Here is a 12,785-nt window from a genome sequence, read left to right as displayed (position 1 = left end):
TCCCTCTTGACGCGACGATAGCGCCGCGATTGGCTGCCCGAAAGAGGGGGAACCATGCTGTATCAGATCACCGACTGGGACGACGCCTATGCCAATGGCGCGCATATCCCGCATGCCGACACCTATGTCCCCCGCTGGACCGAGGCGGCGGCGGCCTTCCGCGCCGCCCATCCGCCGCAGGATCTGGGCCGGGGGCATCTGTTCCTGCCGGAGGGAGACCCGCGCGGGCTGATGGTGTTCATCCATGGCGGCTACTGGATGCGGTTCGACCCGACGCTGTGGTCGCATCTGGCGGGCGGTGCACTGGCGGCGGGATGGGCCTGCGCCATGCCGGGCTATCCCTTGGCGCCGGACGCGCGCATCGCCGACATGACCCGCATCGTCGCGGAGCAGATCGCAGAGGCGGCGGGTCGCATCGCAGGGCCCATCGCGCTGACCGGTCATTCGGCGGGCGGGCATCTGGCGGCGCGGATGATCTGTCCGGGGGTGCTGTCCGAGACGGATGCCGCGCGGGTCACCGCCTGCGTGCCCATCTCTCCGCTGACCGACCTGCGCCCGCTGATGCGCACGGCGATGAACGACACCCTGCGTCTGGACGCGGCCGAAGCCGCATCAGAAAGCTCCGCCCTGCTGGAACCTTGCACGGGCATCCCGGTCACGACTTGGGTCGGAGGGGCCGAAAGGCCTGAATTCATCCGCCACGCCCGGCTGCTGGCGGATGCCTGGGCGGGGCTGGGCGCGGCGACCGAATGCGTCATCGACCCCGGCCGCCACCATTTCGACGTGATCGAGGGACTGGCGGACCCCGCCAGCCCCCTGATGCGTCGCCTGCTGGGTTACAGTGGCTGACGATAGTCGAACGTGTCCGGGTCCGGACCGGTGCGATGGCCCCGGTCCAGCGCGTCGATGGCCGACATCTCCTCGGGCGTCAGGGTAAAGTCCAGCACGTCGAAATTCTCGGCCAGGCGCTCGGGCTTTTCCGATTTCGGAATGACCGACAGCCCGTGCTGGATGTGCCAGCGCAGGATCACCTGCGCCACCGTCCGGCCCGTGCGCGCCGCCGCGTCGCGGATCGCGGGCGCATCGAAGCTGTCGCCGCGGCCCAGGGGGGTCCAGCTCTGCGTGACGATGCCCAGCTGGCGGTTCACCGCCCGCATCTGCTCCTGCGTCAGGGACGGGTGCAGCTCGATCTGGTTCAGGGCGGGGGCCACGCCCGTCTCGTCGATCAGGCGGCGCAGATGCGGCTCGTGGAAGTTCGCGACGCCGATGGACCGCACGCGGCCCTCGTCGCGCAGGCGGATCAGCGCCTTCCAGGTCTCGACATAGGCGTCCAACGCCGGCAGCGGCCAGTGAATCAGATAGAGGTCCAGGTAATCCAGCCCCGACCGCTCCATCGTCGCGTCGAAGGCCCGCAGCGCCGCGTCATGGCCCTGCGCATCGTTCCATAGCTTGGAGGTGACGAAGATCTCGTCCCGCGCCACGTCGCTGTCGCGGATGCCCGCGCCCATGCCGCGCTCGTTCTTGTAGGCCGCCGCGCCGTCGATCAGCCGGTATCCGATGCGCAGCGCCTCGGCCACGACCTCGGGGGTCGTCGCATCCTCGATCTGCCAGATGCCGGTGCCCAGCTGGGGCATGGTCCGGCCGTCGTTCAGGGTCATCATGGGTTGGGTCATGGTGTCGTCCTTTCGGCTTCGGCCCACCCAACGCGCCGGGCCCCGCGGCGGGTTCATGCGACAAAATCACCCGTCCGTGCGCCGGTCAGCGCCAGAAGCCGGTCGGGCGCGATGGCAAAGACATGGCGCGGCGTTCCCGCCGCCGCCCAGACCTGCGCGAAATCCGCCAGACGCGGGTCCCAGAAGGCCCGCACCGGCGACAGATGCCCGACGGGCGCGACCCCGCCGATGGCAAATCCCGTGCGCGCGCGCACCAGCGCCGCATCCGCCCGGCCCAGCGCCTCGCCCGCCAGCGCCGCGGCCTTGGCCGGATCGACCCGGTTGCCGCCTGCGGTCAGGAACAGCAGGACGGAGTCGCTGTCCTGGCCGTGAAAGATGATCGACTTGGCGATCTGGTCCAGCGCGCAGCCGACCGCGTCCGCAGCCTCGGCGGCGGTGCGGGTGCTGCCCGGCATCTCGCGGATGTCGACAACGACGCCGGCCGCGTCCAGGGCCGCGCGGACCCGCTCCAGACTGTCGCTCATGGCATGCCCCCCTGCTGCTGCGCGGACCCTAGCGGGCGGGACCGGGCGGCGGAACCCCTCGGTTCGGGCACGGTTATAGGCTGTGCAGCATTCCCTGCCGCGAAAGGCCTTTCATGGACCAACCGGTCATCCCCTTCGATCTTGCCCGGATGTTCCTGGGCGAGCATCCACCCCTGTTCTATGCCGAGATCCTGGTCCGCACCGTGCTGGTCTATGTCTATGCGCTGCTGATGATCCGCTGGATCGGCGGGCGCGGCGTGGCGCAGCTGTCGATGGTCGAGTTCCTGCTGGTCATCGCCCTAGGGTCCGCCGTGGGCGACGCGATGTTCTATCCCGACGTGCCGCTGCTGGCGGCGATGGCGGTCATCACCGTGGTCGTCGGGCTGAACAAAGTCTTGGACCGGCTGATCGTGCGGTTCGACGGGGCCAAGCGCATCATCGACGGCCGCCCCGTGGCGCTGGTCCTGGACGGGCGCATCCTGCCCGAGGCGGCATCGCAGCGCGACCTGGGCCTGGCCGAGATCAAGGCGATGCTGCGCCTGGCCGGCGTCGGCAACCTTGGAGAGCTGCGCGCCGCCTATCTGGAGGCGGGCGGCGGGCTGTCCGTCTTTCGCCGGTCGCAGGTGCAGCCCGGCCTGTCGCTGCTGCCGCCCGAACATCTGGTGAACGGCCCGCCCCCGCCCGCAAAGGCGCTTGCGATGGACGGGCAGACATGTTGTGCCATGTGCGGCGCGTCCGCGGGCGCGCAGATCATCGCCACCCGTGCGCCCTGCCCCGAATGCGGCAACCGCATGTGGCAGGCCCCCGAATGGCCCGAAGGGGCCGAAAGCGCCCAGGGCGGCGCCAAACCGATGGAGTAAGCCATGAAGGTCTTCACGCTGGTCGTCGAGCTGGGCAGGCGGAAGGGCGACGGTCTGCCCAAGGGCGCCACCGGGGCGGGGCTGGTCTGCTATGCCCCCGCAAACGACGAACCCGAGGCCGTGCGAGAGACCGTGGCAATCCTGAAGCAGGCCGACATGGCCCCCCTGGACGTCACCGGCTATGGCACGCTGGACGAGCGTCTGGCCGACGGCCACGAGATCGACGAGGCGGAACGCGCGCTGATGGATCGGGCGCTGGCCGAAAACTCGGTCATCATCGCGCAGATGACGCCCTGGTTCGGGACCGCGCCGGACCCGGAGTCGCTGCTGCACTAAGCGCGCCCGCGCCCTACCCAAGCGGGAGTGGTTCGTCTAGACTGCACGCAGAAGACCAAATCCGGGCCATCAAGATCCGGGCCAAGAAACCTCGGCAGTCCAAAACAGGCGATCCATAATGAGCTTTTCCCGCATTCTTCTGTCCACCACCCTGATCGGCGCGCTGGCCGCCTGTGCATCGCCGATGTCGCGCATGCCCGCCGCGGGCGGCCCCCGCGCGCCCGCCGACGTGACCGTGACCCCGATCCCCCCCGCCAATCCCGGCGACGAGGCCGGCCTGCAGCGGTTCGTCCAGCAGTTCCGCGCCCGCGCCCTGTCGTCGGGCGTGTCGGGCCCGACCTATGATCGCGCCATGGCGCTGGCCCGCTACAACCCCGAGGTGATCCGCCTGGACCGCCGCCAAGCCGAATTCTCGCGCCCCGTCTGGCTGTACCTGGACAGCGCCGTGTCGGACGTGCGCATCACCACCGGTCGCCAGAAGCTGGCGCAGCTGTCGCCCGTCCTGGCCCGGATCGAGGCGCAGTACGGCGTCCCGCGCGAGATCGTGCTGGCGGTCTGGGGGATGGAATCGAACTTCGGCGCCAACCGCGGCCGGATGCAGATCATCCCATCGCTGGCGACGCTGGCCTATGACGGCCGCCGCGGAGAGATGTTCCAGAACCAGCTGATCGCCGCCCTGCAGATCCTTCAGGCGGGCGACACCGACCCCCAGCACATGCTGGGCAGCTGGGCGGGCGCGATGGGGCATACCCAGTTCATGCCGACCTCCTATCTGGAATACGCGGTCGACTTCAACGGCGACGGCCGCCGCGATATCTGGTCCGAGGACCCGACCGATTCGCTGGCTTCGACCGCGGCCTATCTGGCGCGCAGCGGCTGGCAGCGCGGCGCGACCTGGGGCGCCGAGGTCCGCCTGCCCGCGAACTTCAACATGGGCCTGATCGGCAAGGGCACCCGTCGGTCGGCCGGCGACTGGTCGGCACAGGGCGTGCGCACAATGTCGGGCGGCGGGCTGCCGGCGGGCAACGGCTCGATCATCATGCCGGCGGGGGCGCGGGGGCCCGCGTTCTTCATCACCGACAACTTCCGGTCGATCCTGCGCTACAACAACTCGGACAACTACGCCCTCGGCGTGTCCTATCTGGCGGAGCGCATCGCGGGCCGTCCGGGCATCCAGGGCGCCTGGCCGCGCCAGGACCGCACCCTGTCCACCGCCGAACGCCAGGAGATCCAGCAGCGCCTGGCGCAGCGCGGCTTTTATCAGGGAGAGATCGACGGCCTGTTCGGTTCGGCCACGATGGAATCGGTCTCGGCCTTCCAACGGTCCATCGGCGTGACGCCGGACGGCTATCCGACCTCGATCCTGCTGGACCAGCTGCGCCGGTGAGCGCCGACGACGGCCTCGCCCCGGCGGGGCCGTTTTCGAACGCGGAGCGCGCGGGGGTCTATCGCGCGATCCGCGAACGCCGCGACGTGCGGGGCCAGTTCCGCCCCGACCCGGTCGATTGCGACACGTTGCGCCGCCTGCTGCAGGCGGCGCATGACGCGCCGTCCGTCGGGCTGTCGCAGCCCTGGAACTTCATCCTGATCCGCGACGCGGCGCTGCGCGGACGCATCCACGACGCCTTCGCATCGGCCAATGCCGAGGCCGCCGACCACTTTCCCGACCGCAAGGCGCTCTATTCGTCGCTGAAGCTGGAGGGGATCCTGCAGGCGCCGGTCAACCTGTGCATCACCTGCGACCGGACGCGGGGCGGCGCGCATGTGCTGGGCCGCACCCATGACCCGGCGACCGATCTGTACTCCACCGCCTGCGCGGTGCAGAACCTGTGGCTGGCCGCGCGGGCCGAAGGCATCGGGGTGGGCTGGGTCAGCATCTTCCGGCCCGACGACCTTCGCGGTCTGCTGCACCTGCCCGACCATGTCGTGCCGGTGGCCTATCTGTGCATCGGCCATGTCACCGAACTGTACCGCCAGCCCGAACTGCAAAGCCGGGGCTGGGCGGCGCGCCTGCCGCTGGACGACCTGATCCTGGAGGATCGCTGGCCCGCGTCCTAGGCCAGATGAGGGCGGAACGCGCCCAGCACCTCGGCATAGACGGCGCGCTTGAAGGGCACGATGCTGTCCAGCACGTCCTCGGCCCGCATCCACCGCCATTGGTCGAACTCGGGATGGGCGGTATCGATGCGGATGTCGGTGTCCTGGCCCAGGAACCGCAGCGCCAGCCATTTCTGGCGCTGCCCACCATAACGGCCCTTCCAGATCCGGCCGACCATCTCGGGCGGCAGGTCGTAGAAGACCCAGTGGGGCGTCTCGTCCAGCACCTCGACCAGCGACGGGTCGATGCCCGTCTCCTCGGTCAGTTCGCGCAGCGCGGCCTCGCGCGGGGTCTCACCCTCGTCGATGCCGCCCTGGGGCATCTGCCACGCAGGCGGCTGGTCGGGGCTGCGATCGATCCGGCGCCCGGCAAAGACCAGGCCCCGGTCGTCGATCAGCACCACGCCGGCGCAGGGCCGGTACGGCAGGCCGCCCGGCCCCATGCGTCCGTCCATCGGATCAGCCCTGGTCCGGGGCGGCGTCGGCCCCCTCGCCCGCGCCTTCGCCGGTGACCGCCGGCGTCTCCGCAGCAGGCACCTGGTCGGCGCGGAAGTTCACCGCGGCCAGACCCTTCAGCACGTCGACCGCATAGGCCAGCTGATAGTCCTCCTCGCGCAGCGCGGCGGTGGCCTCGACCTCGGCGGCCTCCTCCTCCATCTGCTTGCGCATCTCGTCGCTGACATCGTTGCCCAAGGCACCGCGCAGGTCGGCCTCGGACCGGCTGAAGTCACTGTTGCTGCGGGCTTCCTCCTCCTCGACCTCGGGGGCCGGGGCGGGCTGGGCGACCAGGATGTCAGGCTGCACGCCCAGGGCCTGGATCGACCGGCCCGACGGGGTGAAGTACCGCGCCGTGGTCAGGCGGATGGCGCTGTCGGCGGTCACCGGCATGACCGTCTGGACCGAACCCTTGCCAAAGGACTTCTCGCCCACGACGATGGCGCGGCGGTGGTCCTGCAAGGCGCCCGCGACGATTTCCGACGCGCTGGCCGAACCGCCGTTGATCAGCACGACCATCGGCTTGCCCTCGGCCAGATCGCCCGCCTCGGCGTTCCAGCGTTCGCTTTCGTCCGGGTTGCGGCCGCGGGTGCTGACGATCTCTCCGGCGTCCAGAAAGGCGTCGCTGACGCTGATCGCCTGGTTCAGCAGGCCGCCGGGGTTGTTGCGCAGGTCCAGCACGAAACCGGTGACCCGGTCGATGCCGCCGGCTTCCTCGACGGCCTTCTTCAGTTCCGCCTGCAGCGTGTCATAGGTCTCGTCGTTGAAGGTGGACACCCGCAGCACGACCGCATGGCCCTCCACGCGGCTGCGCACCACGGTCAGCTTGATCGTGTCGCGCGACATGGTCAGGTCGAACGGCTCGCTCTCGCCCTCGCGCAGGACGGTAATGGTGATCTCGGACCCGATCGGGCCGCGCATCATCTCGACCGCGTCGTCCAAAGGCAGGCCCAGCAGCGATTCGCCGTTCACATGGGTGATGAAGTCGCCCGGCTGGATGCCCGCATTCGCGGCGGGCGTGTCGTCGATGGGGGCCACGACCTTGACCAGGCCCTCCTCCTGGCTGACCTCGATCCCCAGGCCGCCAAAGCTGCCGCGGGTCTGGGTCTGCATGTCGGAATAATCGTCGGCCGACAGGAAGCTGGAATGCGGGTCAAGCGAGGTCAGCATGCCGTTGATGGCGGCCTCGATCAGCTCCTTGTCCTCGGGTGCCTCGACATAGTCGGTGCGGATGCGCTCGAAGATGTTCCCGAACAGCTCCAGCTGCTGATAGACCGAGGCATTCCCCTCGGCCGTTTCCTGCGCCAGCAGCGGACCGGCGATCTGGGTGGTGGCCAGGGCTCCGGCCAGAACGCCCCCCAGGCCTGCGATCAGATAATGTCTCATGGCGGTCTTTCCTGCCTCAGTCCTGTTGCGGGTCGACGACGGGATTCAGCACGAACCAGTCGGCGGGGTCCAGCGTTTCATTGCCCTGGCGCAGTTCCAGATACAGCGTCTCGCTGCGTCCGGCCTCGGCGCCCTGGGCGGCATCGGCGACGAATTGCGATCCGAATTCCTGGGCGGGGGCTTCCGCGCCCCCCATCAAGCCCACCGGATCGCCCGCCTTCAAGACGTCGCCCACTTCTCCGAAGACCTGGGACAGGCCTGCGAAGATCATTAGATAGCCGCGCGCGGGCTCGACGATCATCACATTGCCGTAATCCAGGAACGGCCCCCGATAGCGGATCGTCGCAGGCCAGGGCGTCTGCACCAGCGCCGCGGGGGCGGTGGCGATCACCCAGCCCGGTCGGCTGACCCCCGCCGCGTCCGGCTCCCGATAGGGGCGCAGCACGGTCCCCACCACCGGCAGGGCCAAGCTGCCGCGCGCGCCCTCGAAATCGTCCATGGGCGCGCCCACGTCCTTTTCCATCCGCGCGATGCCGGTCGCGAAATCGTCCAGGCTCTGCGCGGCGGCGCGCAGGGCCTGCAGCTCCTCGGGGTCCTCGGCATATCGCGCGGGCATCGAGCTGCGGTCGGTCACGGCGCTGGCCAGCAGGCGGCGGGCCTCCTGGACGCTGTCCAGGCCGCTGCCCAGCATGCCGGCGGCGTTCGACTGCAGCTGGCGGACGGTGGCGATCTCGTCCAGATCGGCCTGCAGGGCCTCGGCCTCGGCCCGCAGGCCGGGGGTGACGCCCGACAGGATCATCCCCGACCGCGCATTGGCCAGCGCCCCCGCCGGATGCAGCAGCATCGTCGATTCGGGGCTTTGCTGCAGCGCGGTCATCGCGCCCAGGACGCGCGCCAGCTGGTCGCGCTGCGCCTCGAACCGATCGCGCAGCTCGGCCTCGCGGCCACTGGCCTGGCGCAGGCCGCCACGCAGGGCGGCCAGGCCCAGCTCGTATCCGCGAATGACCTCGGTCAGGGCCACCACCTGGTCGTCGGCGCTGACCGCCTCGGCCAGCTGGCCGATGGCCGCGCGCAGGAGCGCCGCGGCGGCCTCGGCATCCGCGACCGCCTGGTTGGCGGGGGTGGTCTGCGCAAGGGCCGGACCGGCAAGGGCGGCGCAGAGCGCCAGGGCAAGGCGGGTTCTCATGGGACGATCAGGCTTTCCCCGGTCATGTCGGAGGGCTGATCCAGCCCCATCAGCGCCAGGACCGTCGGCGCCAGATCGGCCAGGCGCCCGTCGCGCAGACCCGTGACGCCCGGCGCGCCATAGACGATGACCGGGACCGGGTTCAGCGTGTGCGCGGTATGCGGCCCGCCAGTCACCGGGTCGATCATCTGTTCGCAATTGCCGTGATCGGCGCAGATCACCGCCGCCCCCCCGACCGCGTCCAGCGCGGCCAGCATCCGGCCCAAGCCGCGATCCACCGCCTCGCAGGCGCGGGCGGCCGCGTCCAGATCGCCGGTATGGCCGACCATATCGGGGTTGGCATAGTTCACCACGATCAGATCGTAGCCCTGACCGATGACCTGGACCAGCCTGTCGGTAACCTCGACGGACGCCATCTCGGGCGCCAGGTCATAGGTCGCGACCTTGGGGCTTTGCGGCATGTGGCGATCCTCGCCCGGTTCGGGCGTTTCCTTGCCGCCGTTCAGGAAGAAGGTCACGTGGGGGTATTTCTCGGTCTCGGCCAGGCGGAACTGGCGCAGGCCCTTGGCCGCGACCCAGGCCCCAAGGGTGTTCTGCACCTGCCGCTTGGGAAAGGCCGCATGCATGAAGCTGTCGTGGCGGGTCGAATAATCGACCATGCCCAGCATCGCGGCCCAGGCCGGGCGTGTGGCGGCGTCAAAGCCGTCGAAGACGGGATCGCCCAGGGCAGACAGGATTTCACGCGCGCGGTCGGCGCGGAAGTTCAGGCAGAAGACCCCGTCCCCATCCCGCGCGCCCGCATAGCCACCGATGACGAAGGGCGGCACGAACTCGTCCATCTCGCCGCGCGCATGGGCCGTGGCGATGGCGGACGCGGCGTCCGGCGCGGCCTCTCCCTGTCCGGCAACGACGGCGTCGAACGCGCGCTGCACTCGGTCCCAGCGGCTGTCGCGATCCAGTGCGTAATAGCGACCGATCACCGTGCCGATCCGCGCCCCTGCGGGCAGCCCGTCCTGCAGCGTGGCCAGGAAGCCCGGTGCCGAATCGGGGGCCACGTCGCGGCCGTCGGTGATCGCGTGGATCACCACCGGCACGCCTGCCTGGGCCACCGCGCGCGCCGCGGCCAGCACATGGACGATATGACCGTGAACACCGCCATCCGAAACGACACCCAGAAGATGCGCGGTCCCGCCGGTGGCCTTCAGCCGGTCGATGAACGCCAGCAGCGGCGCGTTGCGGCCAAAGCTGCCATCCTCGATCGCCAGATCGATCGCGCCCAGGTCCATCGCGACCACGCGTCCGGCGCCGATATTCGTGTGACCCACCTCGGAATTGCCCATCTGGCCGCGCGGCAGGCCCACGTCGGGACCGTGCGTCACCAGCGTCGCATGGGGACAGTCGCGCATCAGACGGTCGAAATTCGGGGTCGCCGCCCGGTCCGGGGCGCTTTGTTCGGGTCGGGTGGACTGGCCCCAGCCGTCCAGAATGCACAGGATCACGGGTTTGGTCATCGGAGCCTCGCGGTTTTGCCCTTACTTACGCCTCGCGGGCGGCGGCGGCAACCAAGCCCGCCCTTGCCCGGTGCCCCCCTATGCCCGGTGCCCCCTACGCCCGGTGATAGGGCGACCCGGCGAGGATCGTGGCGGCGCGGTACAGCTGTTCGGCCAGCATCACGCGGACCAGCAGATGCGGCCAGACCATCCGGCCCAGGCTGATCTGCCAGTCGGCCCGCGCCCGCAACGACGGATCCAGCCCGTCCGCGCCGCCGATCACGAAGCACACGTCGCGCGCCTGGTCGCGCCAGTCCGCCAGCCGCGCGGCGAATTCGGGAGAGGTCGGCTGATCGCCGCGTTCGTCCATCATCACCACCGCCGCGCCGGGCGGGATGGCGCGGGACAGCAGCTCCGCCTCGGCGGCCATGGTGCCGGCGCGGCGATCCTCGACCTCGACGACGGACACGGCCGGCAGCCCCAGGCTGCGGCCGGTCTTGGCAAATCGCTGCAGGTAGTCGGCGACCAGCGCCGCCTCGGGGCCGGTCTTCAGCCGCCCCACGGCGGCGATGTCGATCCGCATCGCGGCGGATCAGTCCTGCGGCTGATAGCTGGACGGTTGGGCGGGTTCGCGCACGCGGGCCAGCGCATCGGCGGGCAGCCACATCTTTTCCAGCTGATAGAAGTCGCGGACCTCGGGGCGGAACACGTGGACGATCACGTCGTCCGTGTCGATCAGCACCCAGTCGCCGGCATCCTTGCCCTCGATCCGCGGGCTGCGGCCGGTGACCTGCTTCACGCGCTCGGCCAGCTTCTCCGCGATGGCGCCCACCTGACGCGAGCTGCGCCCCGAGGCGATGACCATGTGGTCGGCAATGGCCGTGCGACCGCGCAGGTCGATGCTGACGACCTCCTCGGCCTTGTCGTCATCAAGGGAATTCAGCACCAGGGCCAGCATGTCGTCACTGGTATGCTGGCTGGTCTGCTGGGTCGAGGTCGGCCGACCGGCCGACGGGGCGTCTTGTGACAGGGTGTAGTCCTCCGGTCCGCGCGCCGATAGCCCCCGGCGCAGGGGTTCACCCAACATAGCATCTTTTCGGCCCGTCTCAATCTCTCGCGGCATTTTCCTTGACATGCGCGCGCTTGCCAGCAGGCGGATGCTGGCCTAATCTGGCCCGATGATGCGTTATTTCGACATTCATGACCGCGCGCGCCTGCCGGGCCGCTTCTACGGCGAGATGCTGGGCGTGACCGCGCAGGGCTGACGGCTGCCCGCCCGTCACCCTTCCTGCATCACAGCCGAAAGACCTCAGCCATGACCCCTGCACGCACGCTTTACGACAAGATCTGGGATGCCCATGTGGTGGACCGCCAGGAAGACGGCACCTGCCTTCTGTATATCGACCGCCACCTGGTCCACGAGGTGACCAGCCCGCAGGCCTTCGAGGGACTGCGCATGACCGGCCGCCCGGTCCGCGCGCCCGAACGCACGATCGCCGTGCCCGATCACAACGTGCCCACCACGCTGGACCGTCAGACCGGCATCGACAACGAGGAAAGCCGCATCCAGGTGGATGCGCTGGACCGCAACGCCCGCGAATTCGGGGTGGTCTATTACCCGGTGAACGACATCCGCCAGGGCATCGTGCACATCGTCGGCCCCGAACAGGGCTGGACCCTGCCCGGCATGACTGTCGTCTGCGGCGACAGCCATACCGCGACCCACGGCGCCTTCGGCGCGCTGGCCCACGGCATCGGCACGTCCGAGGTCGAGCATGTGCTGGCCACCCAGACCCTGATCCAGGGCAAGTCCAAGAACATGAAGGTCGAGATCACCGGCCGCCTGGCCCCCGGCGTGACCGCCAAGGACATCGTCCTGCGCATCATCGCCGAGACCGGCACCGCAGGCGGCACCGGCCATGTCATCGAATATTGCGGAGAGGCGATCCGCAACCTGTCGATGGAAGGCCGCATGACCATCTGCAACATGGCGATCGAGGGCGGCGCCCGCGCCGGCCTGATCGCCCCGGACGAGGTGACGTTCAATTACGTCAAGGGCCGTCCCCATGCGCCCAAGGGCGCCCAATGGGAGGCCGCCGTCGCCTGGTGGAAGACGCTCTTCTCGGACGACGGCGCGCATTTCGACAAGGTCCTGACCATCCGCGCCGAGGACATCGCGCCGACCGTCACCTGGGGCACCAGCCCCGAAGACGCGCTGCCGATCACGGCATCCGTGCCCGACCCGGAAAGCTTTGCGGGCGGCAAGGTCGATGCCGCGCGCCGGTCGCTGGACTACATGGGCCTGACCGCCGGCACGCCGCTGACCGACATCGCCATCGACGCGGTCTTCATCGGATCCTGCACCAACGGCCGGATCGAGGACCTGCGCGCGGCCGCCGACGTGCTGCGCGGGCGCAAGCTGGCGCCGGGCGTGCGCGGCATGGTCGTGCCGGGCTCGGGCCTGGTCCGCGCCATGGCCGAGGAGGAGGGGCTGGACCGCATCTTCATCGACGCGGGCTTTGAATGGCGGCTGGCCGGCTGCTCGATGTGCCTGGGCATGAACCCCGACCAGCTGAAGCCCGGCGAACGCTGCGCCGCGACCAGCAACCGCAACTTCGAGGGGCGCCAGGGCTACAAGGGACGCACCCACCTGATGAGCCCCGCGATGGCGGCCGCCGCCGGCGTCACCGGACGCCTGACCGACATCCGCGAATTCGCGCACGAACCGGCCTGAGGAC

Annotated in this window: 14 protein-coding genes; 6 read left to right on the top strand and 8 right to left on the bottom strand. The window is 69.8% G+C overall.

What is annotated here, in order from left to right:
- Window positions 1–54 precede the first annotated feature (54 nt).
- Entirely contained in the window at window positions 55–849 is a 795-nt protein-coding gene (locus TW83_RS11005) for an alpha/beta hydrolase (RefSeq protein ID WP_045982822.1), read from the top strand.
- Here the strand turns inward: TW83_RS11005 and TW83_RS11000 are convergent.
- Entirely contained in the window at window positions 837–1,673 is an 837-nt protein-coding gene (locus TW83_RS11000; protein ID WP_045982821.1) for an aldo/keto reductase, read from the bottom strand. The genes TW83_RS11005 and TW83_RS11000 overlap by 13 nt on opposite strands.
- A gap of 53 nt (window positions 1,674–1,726) precedes the next feature.
- A complete protein-coding gene (locus tag TW83_RS10995; RefSeq protein WP_045982820.1) occupies window positions 1,727–2,197 on the bottom strand; it encodes a YbaK/EbsC family protein in 471 nt (156 codons plus the stop codon).
- A gap of 113 nt (window positions 2,198–2,310) precedes the next feature.
- Between TW83_RS10995 and TW83_RS22010 the strand changes: the two genes are divergently transcribed.
- The 4 genes from TW83_RS22010 (at window position 2,311) to bluB (ending at window position 5,451) form a co-directional block, all read left to right on the top strand.
- The gene (locus TW83_RS22010) at window positions 2,311–3,057 is read left to right on the top strand and encodes a YetF domain-containing protein (RefSeq protein WP_045982819.1); all 747 of its coding nucleotides are present in this window, start codon (window positions 2,311–2,313) and stop codon (window positions 3,055–3,057) included.
- A gap of 3 nt (window positions 3,058–3,060) precedes the next feature.
- Window positions 3,061–3,393: a hypothetical protein gene (locus TW83_RS22005; RefSeq protein WP_045982818.1), complete on the top strand. Its 333-nt coding sequence runs from the start codon at window positions 3,061–3,063 to the stop codon at window positions 3,391–3,393.
- A 118-nt stretch (window positions 3,394–3,511) separates the two neighbouring features.
- On the top strand, window positions 3,512–4,780 hold the full coding sequence (locus TW83_RS10980) for a lytic murein transglycosylase (RefSeq protein WP_045982817.1): 1,269 nt from the start codon (window positions 3,512–3,514) through the stop codon (window positions 4,778–4,780).
- Window positions 4,777–5,451 (top strand): 5,6-dimethylbenzimidazole synthase, encoded by a 675-nt coding sequence (bluB, locus tag TW83_RS10975; protein WP_045982816.1) that lies wholly within the window; start codon window positions 4,777–4,779, stop codon window positions 5,449–5,451. The genes TW83_RS10980 and bluB overlap by 4 nt, the downstream gene beginning before the upstream one ends.
- Here bluB and TW83_RS10970 read toward each other — a convergent pair.
- From TW83_RS10970 to rsfS, 6 genes are all read right to left on the bottom strand, one after another.
- A complete protein-coding gene (locus tag TW83_RS10970) occupies window positions 5,448–5,945 on the bottom strand; it encodes an RNA pyrophosphohydrolase (protein WP_045982815.1) in 498 nt (165 codons plus the stop codon). The genes bluB and TW83_RS10970 overlap by 4 nt on opposite strands.
- Before the next feature lie 4 nt (window positions 5,946–5,949).
- Window positions 5,950–7,371 (bottom strand): S41 family peptidase, encoded by a 1,422-nt coding sequence (locus TW83_RS10965; protein WP_045982814.1) that lies wholly within the window; start codon window positions 7,369–7,371, stop codon window positions 5,950–5,952.
- A 16-nt stretch (window positions 7,372–7,387) separates the two neighbouring features.
- Entirely contained in the window at window positions 7,388–8,557 is a 1,170-nt protein-coding gene (locus TW83_RS10960) for a peptidoglycan DD-metalloendopeptidase family protein (RefSeq protein WP_045982813.1), read from the bottom strand.
- The gene (gene gpmI, locus TW83_RS10955; RefSeq protein WP_045982812.1) at window positions 8,554–10,068 is read right to left on the bottom strand and encodes a 2,3-bisphosphoglycerate-independent phosphoglycerate mutase; all 1,515 of its coding nucleotides are present in this window, start codon (window positions 10,066–10,068) and stop codon (window positions 8,554–8,556) included. The genes TW83_RS10960 and gpmI overlap by 4 nt, the downstream gene beginning before the upstream one ends.
- A gap of 94 nt (window positions 10,069–10,162) precedes the next feature.
- Entirely contained in the window at window positions 10,163–10,630 is a 468-nt protein-coding gene (rlmH, locus tag TW83_RS10950; RefSeq protein WP_045982811.1) for a 23S rRNA (pseudouridine(1915)-N(3))-methyltransferase RlmH, read from the bottom strand.
- Between the two features lie 9 nt (window positions 10,631–10,639).
- Complete coding sequence (gene rsfS, locus TW83_RS10945) at window positions 10,640–11,005, bottom strand: ribosome silencing factor (protein WP_045982838.1); 366 nt, start codon at window positions 11,003–11,005, stop codon at window positions 10,640–10,642.
- A gap of 357 nt (window positions 11,006–11,362) precedes the next feature.
- Between rsfS and leuC the strand changes: the two genes are divergently transcribed.
- A complete protein-coding gene (gene leuC, locus TW83_RS10940) occupies window positions 11,363–12,781 on the top strand; it encodes a 3-isopropylmalate dehydratase large subunit (protein ID WP_045982810.1) in 1,419 nt (472 codons plus the stop codon).
- Window positions 12,782–12,785: the final 4 nt, after the last annotated feature.

The organism is Paracoccus sp. S4493, assembly GCF_000967735.1.
Lineage (GTDB): Bacteria > Pseudomonadota > Alphaproteobacteria > Rhodobacterales > Rhodobacteraceae > Paracoccus > Paracoccus marcusii.
This window is presented reverse-complemented; position numbering and strand designations above follow the sequence as displayed.